Here is a 16,120-nt window from a genome sequence, read left to right on the forward strand (position 1 = left end):
AAGAAGATCGGCGAGGACGCGATCCGCGAGCTGATGGCTGCGGTCGACGCCTACATCCCGACGCCGGTTCGTCCGCTCGACAAGCCGTTCCTGATGCCGATCGAGGACGTGTTCTCGATCTCGGGCCGCGGCACGGTCGTCACCGGCCGCGTCGAGCGCGGCGTGGTCAAGGTCGGCGAGGAACTGGAGATCATCGGCATCCGTCCGACGACCAAGACGACCTGCACGGGCGTGGAAATGTTCCGCAAGCTGCTCGACCAGGGCCAGGCTGGCGACAACATCGGCGCGCTGCTGCGCGGCGTTGATCGTGAAGGTGTCGAGCGCGGCCAGGTTCTGGCCAAGCCGGGCACGGTGAAGCCGCACAAGAAGTTCGTGGCCGAAGCCTACATCCTGACCAAGGACGAAGGTGGCCGTCATACGCCGTTCTTCACCAACTACCGTCCGCAGTTCTACTTCCGCACGACCGACGTGACCGGCATCGTGTCGCTGCCGGAAGGCACCGAGATGGTGATGCCCGGCGACAACATCACGGTCGATGTCGAGCTGATCGTGCCGATCGCCATGGAAGAGAAGCTGCGCTTCGCCATCCGTGAAGGCGGCCGCACCGTCGGTGCCGGCATCGTCGTCACCATCAAAGAGTAATTTGGACTTAAACCGATCTGTCGCGGGCGCCGGAGTAGCCCGCGCCGCGCCAGAACAAGGAAGTGACGCATGAACGGACAGAATATCCGCATCCGCCTGAAGGCGTTTGATCACCGCGTGCTCGACGCCTCGACGAAGGAAATCGTGTCGACGGCCAAGCGCACCGGGGCAAACGTCCGCGGCCCCATTCCGCTGCCGACGCGGATCGAAAAGTTCACGGTCAACCGGTCGCCCCACGTCGACAAGAAGAGCCGCGAGCAGTTCGAGATGCGCACGCACAAGCGTCTGCTCGACATCGTCGATCCGACCCCGCAGACGGTCGATGCTTTGATGAAGCTCGATCTAGCCGCCGGCGTCGACGTCGAGATCAAGCTCTAAGGGAATGAGAGCGCGGTAAGGGGCGGTGCCCCTGGCCCGGAACTCTAAAGGAATTGAACCGATGCGTTCAGGTGTGATTGCAAAGAAGGTGGGAATGACCCGCATCTATAATGATGCCGGGGAACATGTTCCCGTCACCGTTCTCCAGATGGAGAACTGCCAGGTCGTGGCACAGCGCACGCAGGAGAAGAATGGCTACACCGCCGTTCAGCTCGGCGTTGGCCTCGCCAAGGTGAAGAACACGTCGAAGGCGATGCGCGGCCATTTCGCGACCGCCTCCGTCGAGCCGAAGGCGAAGGTCGCCGAGTTCCGCGTCTCCGCCGACAACATGATCGACGTCGGCGCCGAGATCACCGTCGACCATTTTGTCGCCGGCCAGAAGGTCGATGTGACGGGCACGACGATCGGCAAGGGTTTCCAGGGCGTCATCAAGCGCCACCATATGGGTGGTGGCCGCGCGACCCACGGTAACTCGGTCTCGCACCGTACACATGGCTCGACCGGTCAGCGCCAGGACCCGGGCAAGGTGTTCAAGGGCAAGCATATGGCTGGTCACATGGGCGACACCCGCGTGACGACACAGAATGTCGAGGTCGTTTCGACCGATGCCGACCGCGGCCTGATCCTGATCCGCGGTGCGGTTCCCGGATCGAAGGGCGCCTGGATCCTGGTCCGCGACGCGGCCAAGGTGGCACTGCCGGCCAATGCGCCGAAGCCCGCCGCGATCCGCGCCGTTGCGGCAGCTGCTAAGAACGAGGCTCCGGCCACAGAGGGAGCGGAATAATGGATCTCAAGATCACAACGCTCGGCGGCAAAGACGCCGGCAAGGTGGAACTTTCCGACGGAATTTTCGGCCTTGATCCGCGCGAGGACATCCTGCAGCGCGTCGTGCGCTGGCAGCTTGCCAAGAAGCAGCAGGGCACGCACAAGGCCAAGGGCCGCGCCGAAATCGCGCGCACCGGTGCCAAGATGTACAAGCAGAAGGGTACGGGCCGCGCCCGTCACCACTCGGCACGCGCTCCGCAGTTCCGCGGCGGCGGCAAGGCCCACGGCCCGGTCGTTCGCAGCCATGAGCATGAACTGCCCAAGAAGGTTCGTGCGCTCGGCCTCAAGCATGCCCTTTCGGCCAAGGCCAAGAGCGCGTCGATCATCATCATCGACGAGCTGAAGCTGACCGAGGCCAAGACCAAGGCGCTGATCGCGAATTTCGCGACGCTGGGCCTGACCAACGCCCTGGTGATTGGCGGCGCCGAGCTTGACAAGAACTTCAAGCTGGCAGCCACCAACATCCCCAACATCGACGTGCTGCCCATCCAGGGCATCAACGTCTACGACATTCTGCGCCGCGGCACGCTGGTCCTTTCGAAGGCCGCCGTCGAGGCTCTCGAGGAGCGCTTTAAATGACCGACCTTCGTCACTACGACGTGATCGTCTCGCCGGCGATCACTGAAAAGTCGACCATGGCCTCCGAGCAGAACCAGGTCGTCTTCAACGTCGCCAAGAAGGCGTCGAAGCCCGAAATCAAGGCCGCCGTCGAAGCGCTGTTCGGCGTCAAGGTGATGGCCGTGAACACGCTTGTCCGCAAGGGCAAGATCAAGCGCTTCCGCGGCACGATCGGCCGCCAGAGCGACGTCAAGAAGGCGATCGTGACGCTGGCCGACGGCCAGTCGATCGACGTCGCGACGGGTCTCTGAGCAAGGCCGCGAGGACAACAACAATGGCACTGAAAAAATTCAACCCGGTAACGCCGAGCACCCGCCAGCTGGTCATCGTCGACCGCTCGGGCCTCTACAAGGGCAAGCCCGTCAAGGGCCTGACCGAGGGTCTGACTAAGTCGGGCGGCCGCAACAATCACGGCCGTATCACCGCCCGCTTCATTGGTGGTGGCCACAAGCGTTCGTACCGCATCATCGACTTCAAGCGTCGCAAGTTCGACGTTGTCGGCACGGTCGAGCGCATTGAATACGATCCGAACCGCACCGCCTTCATCGCACTGATCAAGTATGATGATGGTGAGCTGTCCTACATCATCGCTCCGCAGCGCCTGGCTCCCGGCGACAAGATCGTGGCTGGCGAAGCGGTCGACGTTAAGCCCGGCAATGCGATGCCGCTGGCCTCGATGCCGGTCGGCACCATCGTCCACAACATCGAGCTGAAGCCGGGCAAGGGCGCCCAGGTCGCCCGGTCGGCAGGTGGTTACGGCCAGTTGGTCGGCCGTGACCAGGGCATGGCGATCCTGCGCCTCAACTCGGGCGAGCAGCGTGTCGTTCACGGCTCCTGCATGGCCACCGTCGGTGCCGTGTCCAATCCGGACCACGGCAACATCAACGACGGCAAGGCCGGCCGCACGGTTTGGCGTGGCAAGCGTCCGCACAATCGCGGCGTGACCATGAACCCGGTCGACCACCCGCATGGCGGTGGTGAAGGCCGCACCTCCGGTGGCCGTCATCCGGTCAGCCCGTGGGGCAAGCCGACCAAGGGCAAGAAGACGCGGTCCAACAAGGCGACCGACAAGTTCATCCTGCGCTCGCGCCATCAGCGCAAGAGCTAAGAAGAGGTAACGCCAAGTGACTCGTTCTATTTGGAAAGGCCCCTTCATCGACGGCTACCTTCTCAAGAAGGTGGACAAGGTTCGTGAAGGCGGTCGCAATGAGGTGATCAAGATGTGGAGCCGTCGCTCCACCATCCTGCCGCAGTTCGTCGGCCTCACCTTCGGTGTCTACAACGGCCAGAAGCATGTTCCCGTTTCGGTGAACGAGGACATGGTCGGTCACAAGTTCGGTGAATTCGCTCCGACCCGGACCTATTACGGTCACGGCGCGGATAAGAAGGCGAAGAGGAAATAATCATGGGCAAGGCCAAAGCTCCGCGCAGGCTTGCTGACAACGAAGCGCGCGCCGTGTTGCGCACGATCCGTATCAGCCCGCAGAAGCTGAACCTGGTTGCCGCGCTGATCCGCGGCAAGAAGGTCGCGACAGCGCTTTCCGATCTCGAATTCTCGGCCAAGCGGATTTCCGGCACGGTCAAGAAGACGCTGGAATCGGCAATCGCCAACGCGGAAAACAACCACGACCTCGATGTCGATGCGCTGGTGGTGGCGGAAGCCTATGTCGGCAAGTCGATCGTCATGAAGCGGTTCCACGCTCGTGGCCGTGGTCGCGCCAGCCGTATCGAGAAGCCGTTCTCGCACCTCACGATCGTCGTTCGTGAAGTCGAAGAAAAAGGGGAGGCCGCATAATGGGCCAGAAAGTCAATCCGATCGGTCTTCGCCTCGGCATCAACCGCACCTGGGATTCGCGCTGGTTCGCGAACACCGGCGAGTACGGCAAGCTGCTGCATGAGGACATCAAGATCCGCAAGTATCTTGAGAAGGAACTCAAGCAGGCCGCGATCTCGAAGGTCGTGATCGAGCGTCCGCACAAGAAGTGCCGCGTCACCATCCATGCCGCGCGCCCGGGTCTGATCATCGGCAAGAAGGGCGCCGACATCGAGAAGCTTCGCAAGAAGCTGATGGAGATGACGAAGTCCGAGACGCACCTCAACATCGTTGAAGTGCGCAAGCCGGAAATCGACGCGACCCTGGTCGCCCAGTCGATTGCCCAGCAGCTCGAGCGCCGTATCGCGTTCCGCCGCGCCATGAAGCGTGCCGTGCAGTCGGCCATGCGCCTCGGTGCCGAAGGCATCCGCATCAACTGCGCCGGCCGTCTTGGCGGCGCCGAGATCGCGCGCATGGAATGGTACCGTGAAGGTCGCGTGCCGCTGCATACGCTGCGCGCCGATGTCGACTACGGCACGGCCGAGGCGAACACGGCGTATGGCATCTGCGGCGTCAAGGTCTGGGTATTCAAGGGCGAGATCCTCGAGCACGATCCGATGGCTTCGGAACGCCGCGCGACCGAGGGTGATGCCGCGCATGGCGGTGGTGGTGATCGCGAACGCGGTCGTCGTCGCGAAAACGCCTGAGACATTTAGGAATTTGGAGTTAGAACGATGCTGCAGCCAAAGCGCACAAAGTTCCGCAAGCAGTTCAAGGGCCGTATCCATGGTACCGCAAAGGGCGGCACCAACCTGGATTTCGGTGGTTTCGGGCTGAAGGCGCTTGAGCCGAACCGCGTCACCGCGCGTGAGATCGAGGCGGCCCGCCGCGCGATCACTCGCGAAATGAAGCGTGCCGGCCGCGTCTGGATCCGCATTTTCCCGGACGTGCCGGTCACTTCGAAGCCGACCGAAGTCCGCATGGGCAAGGGCAAGGGCGCGGTCGATTACTGGGCGGCGCGCGTCAAGCCGGGCCGCATCATGTTCGAGATCGACGGCGTCAATGAAGAAACCGCCCGTGAGGCGCTGCGTCTCGGCGCGGCCAAGCTCTCGGTCAGGACGCGCTTCGTACAGCGCATCGCAGAATAAGGACGGGCTGATCATGAAAGCCGAAGACATCCGGACCAAGACCCAGGACCAGCTGACCGACGACCTGGCCAGCCTGAAGAAGGAGCAGTTCAACCTGCGCTTCCAGAAGGCCACCGGCCAGCTCGAGAAGACCGCGCGCGTGAGGCAGGTCCGCAAGGACATTGCGCGTATCAAGACCATCGCTGCGGAAAAGTCCGCGGCCAAGAAGGCTTAAGGACGAAAACCATGCCAAAGCGCATTCTGCAGGGCACCGTCGTCAGCGACAAGAACGAGAAGACGGTTGTCGTCAAGGTCGAACGGCGCTTCACGCATCCCGTGATGAAGAAGACCGTGCGCATGACCAAGAAGTACAAGGCGCACGACGAGAACAACGCCCACAAGGTCGGCGATCAGGTGTTCATCCAGGAATCGAAGCCGATTTCCAAGGATAAGCGCTGGATCGTCGTATCCTCGGATCAGGCGTAAACAAACGAATTTTGGACAGACCGGGGAGGGGCTTCGAGCCCATCCCGTTAGAAAAGAAGAAGGCGGCCAGTCATGATTCAGATGCAAACAAACCTCGACGTGGCGGATAATTCCGGCGCGCGTCGTGTCATGTGCATCAAGGTGCTGGGCGGCTCGAAGCGGAAATACGCTTCCGTGGGCGACATCATCGTGGTGTCGATCAAGGAAGCCATTCCGCGCGGCCGCGTTAAGAAGGGCGATGTGATGAAGGCGGTCGTGGTTCGCACGGCCAAGGACATCCGCCGCCCGGACGGCAGCGTGATCCGTTTCGACAAGAACGCGGCCGTTCTCGTCGACAACAAGAAAGAGCCGATCGGCACGCGTATCTTCGGACCGGTTCCGCGCGAACTTCGCGCCAAGAACCACATGAAGATCATCTCGCTCGCGCCTGAAGTGCTGTAAGGAGCCGGACCAATGCAAAAGATTAGAAAAGGCGACAAGGTCGTCGTGCTGGCCGGCAAGGACAAGGGCCGTTCGGGCGAAGTCCTCTCGGTTCAGCCGAAGGATGACACCGCGCTGGTGCGCGGCGTCAACATGATCCGTCGTCACCAGAAGCAGTCCCAGTCCCAAGAGGGCGGGATCATCACCAAGGAAGCGCCGATCCAGCTGTCGAACATCGCGCTGGCCGACCCGAAGGATGGCAAGCCGACCCGCGTCGGTTTCGTCTTCCAGAAGGACGGCAAGAAGGTGCGCGTCGCCAAGCGCTCGGGAGAAGTCATCAATGGCTAAGGCTCAAACCAAGCAGGCGACTGCCAACAACACGCCGCGTCTCAAGCAGGTCTACAACGAGACCATCCGCAAGGCGCTGCAGGAGCAGTTCGGCTACGACAACGAGATGCAGGTTCCGCGCCTCGACAAGATCGTGCTGAACATGGGTGTGGGCGAAGCGACCGCCGATTCGAAGAAGCCTTCGGTCGCGGCCGAGGACCTGGCGATGATCGCCGGCCAGAAGGCCGTCGTCACCCGCGCCCGCAATTCGATCGCGGGCTTCAAGGTTCGCGAGAAGATGCCGATCGGCGCCAAGGTCACGCTGCGCAAGGAACGCATGTACGAGTTCCTCGACCGCCTCGTGAACATCGCGCTGCCGCGCGTCCGCGACTTCCGCGGACTGAACCCCAAGAGCTTCGATGGCCGTGGCAACTACGCCATGGGCATCAAGGAGCACATCGTGTTCCCGGAGATCAACTACGACAAGGTTGATCAGATCTGGGGCATGGACGTCATCGTTTGTACGACTGCGAAGACGGACGACGAAGCCAGGGCTTTGCTCAAGGCTTTCAACTTCCCCTTCCGCCAGTAACGGCAGCGAGAAAAGGAAAAATCTGAAATGGCAAAGACCAGCTCAGTCGAGAAGAACAACAGGCGCCGCAAGCTTGCCGACCAGTACGGTCCCAAGCGCGCTGCGCTCAAGGCGATCATCATGGATCAATCCAAGCCGATGGAAGAGCGCTTCCGCGCTCAGCTCAAGCTTGCCGCCATGCCGCGCAACTCGGCCAAAATCCGCATCCGCAACCGCTGCGAAGTCACCGGCCGCCCGCGTGCCTACTATCGCAAGCTCAAAGTATCGCGCATCGCGCTTCGGGACCTCGGCAATAACGGCCAGATCCCGGGCCTGGTCAAGTCGAGCTGGTAAGGAGGACATAACATGTCATTGAGCGATCCTCTCGGCGATATGCTGACCCGCATCCGCAACGCCTATGGCCGCAAGAAGTCGAGTGTCTCGACGCCGGCCTCGCGTCTGCGCACCCGCGTCCTCGACGTGCTGAAGGCTGAAGGCTATATCCGCGATTACAGCCAGACCGATTTCGACAACGGCAAGTCCGAGATCGAAATCGAGCTGAAGTATTTCGACGGTGCCCCGGTCGTGCGCGAAATCGCCCGCGTTTCGAAGCCCGGCCGCCGCGTTTACGTCTCGGCCAAGTCGATTCCGCACGTTGCCAACGGCCTCGGCATTGCCATCCTTTCGACACCGAAGGGCGTGATGGCCGACCATGAAGCACGCGAACAGAACGTCGGCGGCGAGATCCTCTGCCAGATCTTCTGATCCGGCAGCTTACCGCACGTGGAATTCGGTCTTCGGATCGTTCCCGAAGACAGAGACCTGAAACAAGAGAAGTGACGAGGACAACCTAATGTCTCGTATTGGAAAGAAACCCGTTTCGCTGCCGCAGGGCGTGACCGCGACCGTCAATGGCCAGACCGTGACGGCGAAGGGCCCCAAGGGCGAGCTGAAGTTCGTGGTGAACGACGAAGTCCTGGTCAAGATGGAAGGCAGCGAAATCGCTGTCCAGCCGCGCGATCAGACCAAGACCGCCCGCTCCAAGTGGGGCATGTCGCGCACGCAGATCGTCAACATCCTGCAGGGCGTGAAGGACGGTTTCGAGAAGAAGCTCGAGATCACCGGCGTCGGCTATCGCGCCGCCTTGCAGGGCAAGAACCTGCAACTGGCCCTTGGCTTCAGCCATGATGTCGTCTACGAGACGCCGGCCGGCATCACGATCACCGTGCCGAAGCCGACCGAAATCACCGTGGCCGGCATCGATAAGCAGCAGGTCGGCCAGGTCGCGGCGGAGATCCGCGAATACCGCGGTCCCGAGCCCTACAAGGGCAAGGGCGTCCGCTACGCTGGCGAGAAGATCGTCCGCAAGGAAGGCAAGAAGAAGTAATCGGCTTGGCCCTGAAAAGTTGCAGACTTTTCGCACAGGGACCAAGCCACGGAAGTTAACGCCGCGGGGAGCGGTCGCGGGAGGCGCTTCGCCTACCGCATATGGCGGCCCCCGTTTTTTGAAGGCAAGGGACTATCATGGCTATCAAGGAATCCATCCAGCGCCGCGCGCAGCGCGTGCGCCGTCAGATCAAGAAAGTCGCCGGCGAGCGTCCGCGTCTGTCGGTTCATCGCACGTCGAAGAACATCTACGTTCAGGTCATCGACGACGCCAAAGGCCACACCATTGCCGCCGCCTCGACGCTCGAGAAGGACCTCAAGGGGTCGCTCAAGACCGGCGCTGACACTGCTGCCGCCGCTGCGATCGGCAAGCTGATCGCCGAGCGCGCCACTAAGGCTGGCGTCAAGGAAGTCGTCTTCGATCGCGGCGCCTACATCTATCACGGCCGCGTCAAGGCGCTGGCTGAAGCGGCCCGCGAAGGCGGTCTCAGCTTCTAAGCATGACCCCGAAAAGTTGCAGACTTTTCGGATAAGATCATGCAAGGGAAGAAATGATTTTCACCGTCGGCGACCCAAAGCGGCGCCGGCAATCAGCAACCCGTGCTTCCGGAAAAGAACAAGGAACAGGATATGGCACAGGAACGTAGGGATGGCGGCCGCGGCCGCGATCGTGAAGAACGCGATGACGGCATGGTGGACAAGCTTGTCCACATCAACCGGGTCGCCAAGGTCGTCAAGGGCGGCCGTCGCTTTGGTTTTGCCGCGCTCGTCGTCGTCGGCGACCAGAAGGGCCGCGTTGGCTTTGGTCACGGCAAGGCGCGCGAAGTGCCGGAAGCTATCCGCAAGGCAACTGAATCCGCAAAGCGCGACATGATCTTCGTGCCGTTGCGCTCGGGCCGCACGCTGCACCATGACGTCGAGGGACGTTGGGGCGCTGGCCGCGTTCTGCTGCGCGCTGCCAAGCAGGGTACTGGCATCATCGCCGGCGGCCCGATGCGCGCCGTCTTCGAGACGCTCGGCATGCACGACGTGGTTGCCAAGTCGATGGGTTCGTCGAACCCGTACAACATGGTTCGCGCCACCTTCGACGCGCTGAAGAGCCAGATGCATCCCAAGGATGTGGCTGCCGCGCGTGGCATCAAGTATTCGACCCTTCAGGCCCGCCGCGGCACCGCCGTTGCGGCTGAAGAATAGTCGATCTGACCAGGGATTTTGACCATGGCCAAGAAAGCAACCAAGACCATCACCGTTGAGCAGATCGGTTCGCCGATCCGCCGCCCGAAGGAACAGCGCGCAACGCTGGTCGGCCTCGGCCTCAACAAGATGCACAAGCAGCGCACGCTGGAAGATACGCCTTCCGTGCGCGGCATGATCGCTGCCGTCCAGCATCTCGTCCGCGTCGTGGACGAGGGCTGAGCAAGAGCGCAGGAGAACCCAGATGAAACTCAATGATCTGCGTGACAAGGACGGCGCGACGCACTCCAAGAAGCGTCTCGGCCGCGGCATCGGCTCCGGCTCGGGCAAGACCGCCGGTCGCGGCGTCAAGGGCCAGAAGGCGCGCTCCGGCGTCGCAGTCAACGGCTTCGAGGGTGGCCAGATGCCGCTCTACAGGCGTCTGCCGAAGCGTGGCTTCAACAACATCTTCGCCAAGAGCTTCACCGTCGTGTCGCTGGCCCGCATCCAGGAAGCCGTCGATGCCAAGAAGCTTGACGTCAAGGCGACCGTGACGGCCGAGGCGCTTGTCGCCGCCGGCGTCATCCGTCGCGTCAAGGATGGCGTGCGCGTGCTGTCCGATGGCGAACTCAAAGCCAAGCTCGCCTTCGACGTCGCCGGCGCCTCCAAGGCCGCGATCGAGAAGATCGAAAAGGCCGGCGGTTCGGTCAAGCTGCCGGAAAAGGCAGCCGCCGAGTAACGGCAATTTGAAGAGCGGTCGGCAAGAGTGGTATCCGTTTTTGCTTCCGATCGCGCTTTGACCTGCTCAATTTAGCGGCCGCGTCGACGCGGCCGCTTGCATGTTTACAGCCCGGAGCTTATCTCGTGAGCTTCGGTGAAACGCACCGCCTGACCTCACGGGCCATCAAGCGTTACCAAGCGGAGAATCAGGCATGGCTTCGGCTGCTGAACAACTAGCCTCGAATCTGAATTTCTCGGCCTTCGCCAAGGCGGAGGACCTTAAGAAACGCATCTGGTTCACCATCGGCGCGTTGCTCGTCTATCGTCTCGGCACCTACATCCCGCTTCCCGGCATCAATCCCGACGCTTTCGCCCAGGCCTTCTCCTCGCAGAGCAAGGGCGTGCTCGGCATGTTCAACATGTTCGCCGGCGGTGCCGTGCAGCGCATGGCGATCTTTGCACTCGGCATCATGCCCTACATCTCCGCTTCCATCATCATGCAGCTGATGACCTCGGTCATTCCCTCGCTGGAAGCGCTGAAGAAGGAAGGCGAGCAGGGCCGCAAGGTCATCAACCAGTACACGCGCTACGGCACCGTGCTCCTGGCGCTGGTGCAGGCCTATGGCATTTCGGTGGGACTGGAGAACGGCAACGGCATCGTCAGCGATCCCGGCATGTTCTTCCGCATCTCCACCGTCGTCACGCTGGTCGGCGGCACCATGTTCCTGATGTGGCTGGGCGAGCAGATCACCGCGCGCGGCATCGGCAACGGCATTTCGCTGATCATCTTCTCCGGCATCGTCGCCGGCTTGCCGCATGCCATTTCCGGCACACTGGAACTCGGCCGTACCGGCGCCCTGTCGACCGGCCTGATCCTGGCGATCATCGTGCTGGCCATCGTCGTCATAGCGCTTATCGTGTTCTTCGAGCGCGCCCAGCGCCGCCTGCTGATCCAGTATCCGAAGCGCCAGGTCGGCAATCGCATGTTCCAGGGCGATACCTCGCATCTGCCGCTTAAGCTCAACACCTCGGGCGTCATCCCGCCGATCTTCGCGTCGTCGCTGCTTCTGCTGCCGGCCACCGTCGCCGGCTTCTCGCAGACGACCAACATGCCGGCCTGGGCCAGCACGATCCTGGCCTCGCTTGGCCACGGCCAGCCGCTCTACATGGCATTCTATGCGGCGATGATCGTGTTCTTCGCCTTCTTCTACACAGCGATCGTGTTCAACCCGAAGGACACCGCCGACCAGCTCAAGAAGCATTCGGGCTTCATCCCTGGCTATCGTCCGGGCGAGCGCACCGCCGATTACATCGACTACGTTCTCACCCGCATCACCGTCGTCGGCGCCATCTATCTGGTGCTGGTGTGCCTGTTGCCGGAGTTCCTGATCTCGGCCACTGGCGTACCATTCTACCTCGGTGGCACATCGCTTCTGATCGTGGTCAGTGTAACGCTCGATACGGTTGCGCAGATTCAGGGTCACCTGATCGCGCACCAGTATGAAGGCCTGATCAAGAAGTCGAAGCTGCGCGGGGGGAAGAAAGCCAGATGAGGTTGATTTTGCTTGGGCCGCCAGGAGCGGGCAAGGGGACACAAGCACAAAGACTGGTAGAAAAACACGGCATACCCCAGCTCTCGACGGGTGATATGCTGCGCGCCGCCGTTCAGGCCGGTACCGAGGTCGGCAAGCGTGCCAAGGCGGTGATGGATGCCGGCGAGCTGGTGTCCGACGCCATCGTCAACGCCATCGTCGCCGAGCGTATCGATCAGGCTGACTGCGCCAAGGGTTTTATCCTCGACGGCTATCCGCGCACGCTGGTGCAGGCGGATGCGGTTGAATCGATGCTTTCAGCGCGTGGCATTGATCTCGACACCGTCATCGAACTGGTTGTCGACGACAGGGCCCTGGTTGGTCGAATCGTCAAGCGCGCCGATGATGCAAAGGCCGCCGGCCAGCCGGTGCGCAAGGACGACAATCCCGCCGTGTTCGAAGAGCGGCTGCGGGAGTACTACAAAAAGACCGCTCCGCTGACCGGCTACTATTACGCCAAAGGCAAGCTCAAGACTGTGGACGGCATGGCCAGTATCGACGCGGTAACCGCCGAGATTGAAGCCGTTCTCGCGGCGGCCGAGAAGGCGCGGTAAGGGAATTTAAAGATTAAGCTTGACGGAGACGACTTGCTGCGGTATGGCGGCCCGTCTTCCTATCAGATGCGCGCTTTGCCTGTCCGCAAGGGCAGGGCAGTCGCTTTGAACTGGAAACTCCCGCAAGGGCCGGCCTCCACCGGACGCGGGGCAATCTGAATAATGCCGGCTTGTCCGGCCCACATGGAGAAGAGAAGATATGGCTCGTATAGCCGGCGTCAACATTCCGACCAACAAGCGCGTCGTCATCGCGCTTCAGTACATTCACGGCATTGGCAAGAAGTTCGCCCAGGAGATCGTCGACAAGGTCGGCATCCCGGCCGAGCGCCGCGTCAACCAGTTGACCGATGCGGAAGTGCTGCAGATCCGCGAGACCATCGACCGCGACTATCAGGTCGAAGGCGACCTGCGCCGCGAAGTGTCGATGAACATCAAGCGGCTCATGGACCTTGGCTGCTACCGCGGCCTGCGTCACCGCCGCTCGCTACCGGTTCGCGGCCAGCGCACGCACACCAATGCACGTACCCGCAAGGGCCCGGCCAAGTCGATCGCCGGCAAGAAGAAGTAATAAGAGTGAGTGGTTGGTAGTGGGTGGTGAGGACGTCATCGCTACTCATTAATTCACTATTCACTTTTCCAGGTGGAGCCGCTGGCATTACGGCGGTGTAGAGATCAACTGAAAGGACTATCATGGCCAAGGAAGCCGCTCGTGTTCGCCGTCGCGAACGCAAGAACATTTCGTCGGGCGTTGCCCACGTCAATTCGACCTTCAACAACACGATGATCACCATCACCGACGCGCAGGGCAATTCGATTGCCTGGTCGTCGGCCGGTGCCCAGGGCTTCAAGGGTTCGCGCAAGTCGACCCCGTTCGCCGCCCAGATGGCTGCCGAGGACGTTGCCAAGAAGGCCCAGGAACACGGCATGCGCATGCTCGAAGTCGAGGTCTGCGGACCGGGCTCCGGTCGTGAATCGGCGCTGCGCGCCCTGCAGGCGGCCGGCTTCACCATCACCTCGATCCGTGATGTGACGCCAATCCCGCACAATGGCTGCCGCCCGCGCAAGAAGCGCCGCGTCTAAGCAATTTATCGAACGCCGCGTGAGCGCCCAAGGGCGTTCCTCCACGGTATTCCAGGTCGCCCGCCACGATTGGATGGTGGCGGGTCAACGGAAGGAAAGCATCATGATCCAGAAAAATTGGCAGGAACTGATCAAGCCGAACAAGATCGAGTTCTCGTCGAAGAAGAAGACGCTGACCACGCTGGTCGCCGAGCCGCTCGAGCGTGGCTTTGGCCTGACGCTTGGCAACGCGCTGCGCCGCGTGCTTCTGTCTTCGCTGCGCGGGGCGGCCGTCACCGCCGTGCAGATCGACGGTGTTCTGCATGAATTCTCGTCCATCGCCGGCGTGCGCGAGGACGTGACCGACATCGTCCTGAACATCAAGGAAATCGCAATCCGCATGGAAGGCGATGGCCCCAAGCGCATGGTCGTTCGCAAGCAGGGCCCGGGTGCGGTTCTTGCCGGCGACATCCAGACGGTTGGCGACGTCGAGATCCTCAACCCCGACCACGTCATCTGCACGCTGGACGAAGGCGCGGAAATCCGCATGGAATTCACCGTCGACACCGGCAAGGGCTACGTGCCTGCCGAGCGCAACCGCGCCGAGGACGCGCCGATCGGCCTGATCCCGGTCGACAGCCTCTATTCGCCGGTGAAGAAGGTCTCCTACAAGGTCGAGAACACCCGCGAGGGCCAGGTTCTCGACTATGACAAGCTGACCATGACCATCGAGACCGACGGTTCGATCTCGGGCGAGGACGCGGTGGCTTTCGCCGCCCGCATCCTGCAGGACCAGCTTGGCCTGTTCGTCAACTTCGACGAGCCGCAGAAGGAAGTCGCCGCCGAAGCCGTCACCGAGCTCGCCTTCAACCCGGCGCTGCTCAAGAAAGTCGACGAACTCGAGCTTTCGGTGCGTTCGGCCAACTGCCTGAAGAACGACAACATCGTCTATATCGGCGATCTCATCCAGAAGACCGAAGCCGAGATGCTGCGCACCCCGAACTTCGGCCGCAAGTCGCTGAACGAGATCAAGGAAGTGCTGGCGGCGATGGGCCTGCACCTCGGCATGGAAGTGCCGGACTGGCCGCCGGAAAACATCGAAGACCTCGCCAAGCGTTACGAAGACCAATATTGAGCATGAATTCCAAGGATTGGCGGCGTGAGCCGCTCGATCCGACGGTCATGCGGAAAACCCTCGGAGGCCGTGGCCTCTTGAACAACTGAAGAAGGAAAAGAGCCATGCGCCACGGTTTCAAAGGCCGCCGCTTCGCCCGCAGCATAAGCCACCGCAAGTCGATGTTCGCCAACCTGGCGGTGTCGCTGCTCGAGCACGAGCAGATCGTCACCACCTTGCCGAAGGCGAAGGACCTGCGTCCGATCGTCGAGAAGCTGGTGACGCTCGGCAAGCGCGGCGACCTGCACGCGCGCCGCCAGGTGATCGCGCAGATCGGCAATGAGGGCGTCGTCAAGCGCCTGTTCGACACCATCGCCCCGCGCTATGCCACCCGCAACGGCGGCTATCTGCGCATCATGAAGGCCGGCTTCCGTCACGGCGACAATGCCGCGATGGCGGTCATCGAGTTCGTCGATCGCGACACCTCGGCCAAGGGCGCCGGCGACCGCGCCCGCATCGAAGCCGAAGCCACCGACGCGGATGCCGCGGCCGCATAAGGCTCGGTCTTTCCGAATTGAATTGAAGGGGCCTGCGGGCCCCTTTTTGCGTCTGCCGATGTTTTACCGTCCGCTGGCAAGCGCCAGATACTGGCTTCCACTCAACAGCTTCCAATTGAATGCGCCCGGTACCTCTTCAGTCTTCGGGCTGGGGTAAGAATAGATACTGTCGAGGACGGCCCGAGAATCGATCTCCCTCATCGATTGCGACGTGGAGGACGCGCCCAAATACGCTTCGGTGTCCTGATCGCCGATGAAGTCAGTAGCCACATGAAAATGAATCTGAATCAGTCCGGCGCAGATATTCATCCCGATGTCATGGCCAGACGTAGCGTAGAAAACTTTAGCCTGATCTGGAAGCCAAAGGCCGGCCCCCAGGAACTCTGATGGCTTTGTCTTTCCGCTGAGCCCATCTAGAGCAAGCGCAAAGCAATCGGTGACAGTCTCCGACTGGCCTTTGAGATAACCGGCCTCTTCGATTTGAAACCAGTTCATCTGGTGCGGTGGCTCGATATCAAAGGAAATTTCGAGCTTTCCGAACGTCCAATAGTCCGGGTCAGCATGCTCAGGCGTGCCGAGCACCTCGACAATCTCGGCCATTGTCATGTCGGGGCGGATCGGCCCCAAGCTGCCGGTCTTCAAAAAGTCACGGAATGACAGGAGTTGTTTTTTCATGTGAGCTGACGAGCTTTTCGGCTTCAGGTTCAGCTTTAGCTGCTTTTACTGCTTAAAAAATCGGATTTCAGCGGCTTAGCCTT

29 protein-coding genes are annotated in these 16,120 nt (G+C 61.6%); 28 read left to right on the forward strand and 1 reads right to left on the reverse strand.

Annotation, left to right across the window (positions count from 1 at the left end; genetic code table 11):
• The 28 genes from FJ950_RS25405 to rplQ form a co-directional block, all read left to right on the forward strand.
• Positions 1–642: EF-Tu/IF-2/RF-3 family GTPase (locus tag FJ950_RS25405; RefSeq protein WP_246681371.1), on the forward strand; the 642-nt coding region annotated here is incomplete at its 5' end.
• 69 nt (positions 643–711) lie between these two features.
• On the forward strand, positions 712–1,020 hold the full coding sequence (gene rpsJ / locus FJ950_RS25410) for a 30S ribosomal protein S10 (RefSeq protein WP_010909272.1): 309 nt from the start codon (positions 712–714) through the stop codon (positions 1,018–1,020).
• A gap of 61 nt (positions 1,021–1,081) precedes the next feature.
• Positions 1,082–1,804, forward strand: a complete 723-nt coding sequence (gene rplC, locus FJ950_RS25415; protein ID WP_015317985.1) for a 50S ribosomal protein L3 — start codon at positions 1,082–1,084, stop codon at positions 1,802–1,804.
• Positions 1,804–2,424 carry a 50S ribosomal protein L4 gene (rplD, locus tag FJ950_RS25420; RefSeq protein WP_015317984.1) on the forward strand — a complete coding sequence of 207 codons (621 nt, stop codon included), beginning with the start codon at positions 1,804–1,806 and terminating at the stop codon, positions 2,422–2,424. The genes rplC and rplD overlap by 1 nt, the downstream gene beginning before the upstream one ends.
• Positions 2,421–2,714: a 50S ribosomal protein L23 gene (locus FJ950_RS25425; RefSeq protein ID WP_010909275.1), complete on the forward strand. Its 294-nt coding sequence runs from the start codon at positions 2,421–2,423 to the stop codon at positions 2,712–2,714. The genes rplD and FJ950_RS25425 overlap by 4 nt, the downstream gene beginning before the upstream one ends.
• 23 nt (positions 2,715–2,737) lie before the next feature.
• Positions 2,738–3,571 carry a 50S ribosomal protein L2 gene (gene rplB / locus FJ950_RS25430; protein ID WP_015317983.1) on the forward strand — a complete coding sequence of 278 codons (834 nt, stop codon included), beginning with the start codon at positions 2,738–2,740 and terminating at the stop codon, positions 3,569–3,571.
• A 16-nt stretch (positions 3,572–3,587) separates the two neighbouring features.
• Positions 3,588–3,866 carry a 30S ribosomal protein S19 gene (gene rpsS, locus FJ950_RS25435; protein WP_015317982.1) on the forward strand — a complete coding sequence of 93 codons (279 nt, stop codon included), beginning with the start codon at positions 3,588–3,590 and terminating at the stop codon, positions 3,864–3,866.
• A 2-nt stretch (positions 3,867–3,868) separates the two neighbouring features.
• Positions 3,869–4,258, forward strand: a complete 390-nt coding sequence (gene rplV, locus FJ950_RS25440) for a 50S ribosomal protein L22 (RefSeq protein WP_010909277.1) — start codon at positions 3,869–3,871, stop codon at positions 4,256–4,258.
• Complete coding sequence (rpsC, locus tag FJ950_RS25445) at positions 4,258–4,983, forward strand: 30S ribosomal protein S3 (protein WP_013895697.1); 726 nt, start codon at positions 4,258–4,260, stop codon at positions 4,981–4,983. The genes rplV and rpsC overlap by 1 nt, the downstream gene beginning before the upstream one ends.
• 27 nt (positions 4,984–5,010) lie before the next feature.
• Positions 5,011–5,424 (forward strand): 50S ribosomal protein L16, encoded by a 414-nt coding sequence (gene rplP, locus FJ950_RS25450; protein WP_006205460.1) that lies wholly within the window; start codon positions 5,011–5,013, stop codon positions 5,422–5,424.
• A gap of 13 nt (positions 5,425–5,437) precedes the next feature.
• Positions 5,438–5,638: a 50S ribosomal protein L29 gene (gene rpmC / locus FJ950_RS25455; RefSeq protein WP_006205459.1), complete on the forward strand. Its 201-nt coding sequence runs from the start codon at positions 5,438–5,440 to the stop codon at positions 5,636–5,638.
• An 11-nt stretch (positions 5,639–5,649) separates the two neighbouring features.
• Positions 5,650–5,889 (forward strand): 30S ribosomal protein S17, encoded by a 240-nt coding sequence (gene rpsQ, locus FJ950_RS25460; RefSeq protein ID WP_010909280.1) that lies wholly within the window; start codon positions 5,650–5,652, stop codon positions 5,887–5,889.
• 72 nt (positions 5,890–5,961) lie between these two features.
• Positions 5,962–6,330 (forward strand): 50S ribosomal protein L14, encoded by a 369-nt coding sequence (gene rplN / locus FJ950_RS25465; protein ID WP_006205457.1) that lies wholly within the window; start codon positions 5,962–5,964, stop codon positions 6,328–6,330.
• Between the two features lie 12 nt (positions 6,331–6,342).
• Entirely contained in the window at positions 6,343–6,657 is a 315-nt protein-coding gene (gene rplX, locus FJ950_RS25470) for a 50S ribosomal protein L24 (RefSeq protein ID WP_015317981.1), read from the forward strand.
• The gene (gene rplE, locus FJ950_RS25475; protein WP_023773630.1) at positions 6,650–7,228 is read left to right on the forward strand and encodes a 50S ribosomal protein L5; all 579 of its coding nucleotides are present in this window, start codon (positions 6,650–6,652) and stop codon (positions 7,226–7,228) included. Before rplX ends, rplE begins: the two co-directional genes overlap by 8 nt.
• A 27-nt stretch (positions 7,229–7,255) precedes the next feature.
• Positions 7,256–7,561 carry a 30S ribosomal protein S14 gene (gene rpsN / locus FJ950_RS25480; RefSeq protein ID WP_013895695.1) on the forward strand — a complete coding sequence of 102 codons (306 nt, stop codon included), beginning with the start codon at positions 7,256–7,258 and terminating at the stop codon, positions 7,559–7,561.
• Between the two features lie 12 nt (positions 7,562–7,573).
• Positions 7,574–7,972, forward strand: a complete 399-nt coding sequence (gene rpsH, locus FJ950_RS25485; protein ID WP_006205453.1) for a 30S ribosomal protein S8 — start codon at positions 7,574–7,576, stop codon at positions 7,970–7,972.
• Positions 7,973–8,060: 88 nt separating this feature from the next.
• A complete protein-coding gene (gene rplF, locus FJ950_RS25490) occupies positions 8,061–8,594 on the forward strand; it encodes a 50S ribosomal protein L6 (protein WP_013895694.1) in 534 nt (177 codons plus the stop codon).
• A gap of 137 nt (positions 8,595–8,731) precedes the next feature.
• A complete protein-coding gene (gene rplR / locus FJ950_RS25495) occupies positions 8,732–9,091 on the forward strand; it encodes a 50S ribosomal protein L18 (protein ID WP_015317978.1) in 360 nt (119 codons plus the stop codon).
• Positions 9,092–9,223: 132 nt separating this feature from the next.
• The gene (gene rpsE / locus FJ950_RS25500; protein ID WP_006333394.1) at positions 9,224–9,787 is read left to right on the forward strand and encodes a 30S ribosomal protein S5; all 564 of its coding nucleotides are present in this window, start codon (positions 9,224–9,226) and stop codon (positions 9,785–9,787) included.
• A gap of 24 nt (positions 9,788–9,811) precedes the next feature.
• Complete coding sequence (gene rpmD / locus FJ950_RS25505; protein WP_006205449.1) at positions 9,812–10,009, forward strand: 50S ribosomal protein L30; 198 nt, start codon at positions 9,812–9,814, stop codon at positions 10,007–10,009.
• Between the two features lie 22 nt (positions 10,010–10,031).
• Complete coding sequence (rplO, locus tag FJ950_RS25510; protein ID WP_015317977.1) at positions 10,032–10,505, forward strand: 50S ribosomal protein L15; 474 nt, start codon at positions 10,032–10,034, stop codon at positions 10,503–10,505.
• A 193-nt stretch (positions 10,506–10,698) separates the two neighbouring features.
• Entirely contained in the window at positions 10,699–12,039 is a 1,341-nt protein-coding gene (gene secY, locus FJ950_RS25515; RefSeq protein WP_015317976.1) for a preprotein translocase subunit SecY, read from the forward strand.
• Positions 12,036–12,632, forward strand: coding sequence for an adenylate kinase (locus FJ950_RS25520; protein ID WP_140619537.1), 597 nt, complete (start codon positions 12,036–12,038; stop codon positions 12,630–12,632). Before secY ends, FJ950_RS25520 begins: the two co-directional genes overlap by 4 nt.
• Positions 12,633–12,831: 199 nt before the next feature.
• Positions 12,832–13,200, forward strand: a complete 369-nt coding sequence (rpsM, locus tag FJ950_RS25525) for a 30S ribosomal protein S13 (RefSeq protein ID WP_006205445.1) — start codon at positions 12,832–12,834, stop codon at positions 13,198–13,200.
• Positions 13,201–13,322: 122 nt separating this feature from the next.
• A complete protein-coding gene (gene rpsK, locus FJ950_RS25530; protein ID WP_006205444.1) occupies positions 13,323–13,712 on the forward strand; it encodes a 30S ribosomal protein S11 in 390 nt (129 codons plus the stop codon).
• A 103-nt stretch (positions 13,713–13,815) separates the two neighbouring features.
• On the forward strand, positions 13,816–14,826 hold the full coding sequence (locus FJ950_RS25535; RefSeq protein WP_006205443.1) for a DNA-directed RNA polymerase subunit alpha: 1,011 nt from the start codon (positions 13,816–13,818) through the stop codon (positions 14,824–14,826).
• A 104-nt stretch (positions 14,827–14,930) separates the two neighbouring features.
• Positions 14,931–15,362: a 50S ribosomal protein L17 gene (gene rplQ / locus FJ950_RS25540; protein WP_015317974.1), complete on the forward strand. Its 432-nt coding sequence runs from the start codon at positions 14,931–14,933 to the stop codon at positions 15,360–15,362.
• A gap of 63 nt (positions 15,363–15,425) precedes the next feature.
• Here rplQ and FJ950_RS25545 read toward each other — a convergent pair whose 3' ends face one another.
• Entirely contained in the window at positions 15,426–16,037 is a 612-nt protein-coding gene (locus FJ950_RS25545; protein ID WP_140619538.1) for a hypothetical protein, read from the reverse strand.
• Positions 16,038–16,120 lie beyond the last annotated feature (83 nt).

It is taken from the genome of Mesorhizobium sp. B2-3-14, from assembly GCF_006442175.1.
GTDB classification, from domain to species: domain Bacteria; phylum Pseudomonadota; class Alphaproteobacteria; order Rhizobiales; family Rhizobiaceae; genus Mesorhizobium; species Mesorhizobium australicum.

Excerpts from the sequence above, each read along its gene's own strand:
- rpsJ (WP_010909272.1), top strand. The coding sequence starts at position 712 with ATGAACGGACAGAATATCCGCATCCGCCTGAAGGCGTTTGATCACCGC.
- rplC (WP_015317985.1), top strand. The coding sequence starts at position 1,082 with ATGCGTTCAGGTGTGATTGCAAAGAAGGTGGGAATGACCCGCATCTAT.
- rplD (WP_015317984.1), top strand. The coding sequence starts at position 1,804 with ATGGATCTCAAGATCACAACGCTCGGCGGCAAAGACGCCGGCAAGGTG.
- FJ950_RS25425 (WP_010909275.1), top strand. The coding sequence starts at position 2,421 with ATGACCGACCTTCGTCACTACGACGTGATCGTCTCGCCGGCGATCACT.
- rplB (WP_015317983.1), top strand. The coding sequence starts at position 2,738 with ATGGCACTGAAAAAATTCAACCCGGTAACGCCGAGCACCCGCCAGCTG.
- rplV (WP_010909277.1), top strand. The coding sequence starts at position 3,869 with ATGGGCAAGGCCAAAGCTCCGCGCAGGCTTGCTGACAACGAAGCGCGC.
- rpsC (WP_013895697.1), top strand. The coding sequence starts at position 4,258 with ATGGGCCAGAAAGTCAATCCGATCGGTCTTCGCCTCGGCATCAACCGC.
- rplP (WP_006205460.1), top strand. The coding sequence starts at position 5,011 with ATGCTGCAGCCAAAGCGCACAAAGTTCCGCAAGCAGTTCAAGGGCCGT.
- rpmC (WP_006205459.1), top strand. The coding sequence starts at position 5,438 with ATGAAAGCCGAAGACATCCGGACCAAGACCCAGGACCAGCTGACCGAC.
- rpsQ (WP_010909280.1), top strand. The coding sequence starts at position 5,650 with ATGCCAAAGCGCATTCTGCAGGGCACCGTCGTCAGCGACAAGAACGAG.
- rplN (WP_006205457.1), top strand. The coding sequence starts at position 5,962 with ATGATTCAGATGCAAACAAACCTCGACGTGGCGGATAATTCCGGCGCG.
- rplX (WP_015317981.1), top strand. The coding sequence starts at position 6,343 with ATGCAAAAGATTAGAAAAGGCGACAAGGTCGTCGTGCTGGCCGGCAAG.
- rplE (WP_023773630.1), top strand. The coding sequence starts at position 6,650 with ATGGCTAAGGCTCAAACCAAGCAGGCGACTGCCAACAACACGCCGCGT.
- rpsN (WP_013895695.1), top strand. The coding sequence starts at position 7,256 with ATGGCAAAGACCAGCTCAGTCGAGAAGAACAACAGGCGCCGCAAGCTT.
- rpsH (WP_006205453.1), top strand. The coding sequence starts at position 7,574 with ATGTCATTGAGCGATCCTCTCGGCGATATGCTGACCCGCATCCGCAAC.
- rplF (WP_013895694.1), top strand. The coding sequence starts at position 8,061 with ATGTCTCGTATTGGAAAGAAACCCGTTTCGCTGCCGCAGGGCGTGACC.
- rplR (WP_015317978.1), top strand. The coding sequence starts at position 8,732 with ATGGCTATCAAGGAATCCATCCAGCGCCGCGCGCAGCGCGTGCGCCGT.
- rpsE (WP_006333394.1), top strand. The coding sequence starts at position 9,224 with ATGGCACAGGAACGTAGGGATGGCGGCCGCGGCCGCGATCGTGAAGAA.
- rpmD (WP_006205449.1), top strand. The coding sequence starts at position 9,812 with ATGGCCAAGAAAGCAACCAAGACCATCACCGTTGAGCAGATCGGTTCG.
- rplO (WP_015317977.1), top strand. The coding sequence starts at position 10,032 with ATGAAACTCAATGATCTGCGTGACAAGGACGGCGCGACGCACTCCAAG.
- secY (WP_015317976.1), top strand. The coding sequence starts at position 10,699 with ATGGCTTCGGCTGCTGAACAACTAGCCTCGAATCTGAATTTCTCGGCC.
- FJ950_RS25520 (WP_140619537.1), top strand. The coding sequence starts at position 12,036 with ATGAGGTTGATTTTGCTTGGGCCGCCAGGAGCGGGCAAGGGGACACAA.
- rpsM (WP_006205445.1), top strand. The coding sequence starts at position 12,832 with ATGGCTCGTATAGCCGGCGTCAACATTCCGACCAACAAGCGCGTCGTC.
- rpsK (WP_006205444.1), top strand. The coding sequence starts at position 13,323 with ATGGCCAAGGAAGCCGCTCGTGTTCGCCGTCGCGAACGCAAGAACATT.
- FJ950_RS25535 (WP_006205443.1), top strand. The coding sequence starts at position 13,816 with ATGATCCAGAAAAATTGGCAGGAACTGATCAAGCCGAACAAGATCGAG.
- rplQ (WP_015317974.1), top strand. The coding sequence starts at position 14,931 with ATGCGCCACGGTTTCAAAGGCCGCCGCTTCGCCCGCAGCATAAGCCAC.
- FJ950_RS25545 (WP_140619538.1), bottom strand. The coding sequence starts at position 16,037 with ATGAAAAAACAACTCCTGTCATTCCGTGACTTTTTGAAGACCGGCAGC.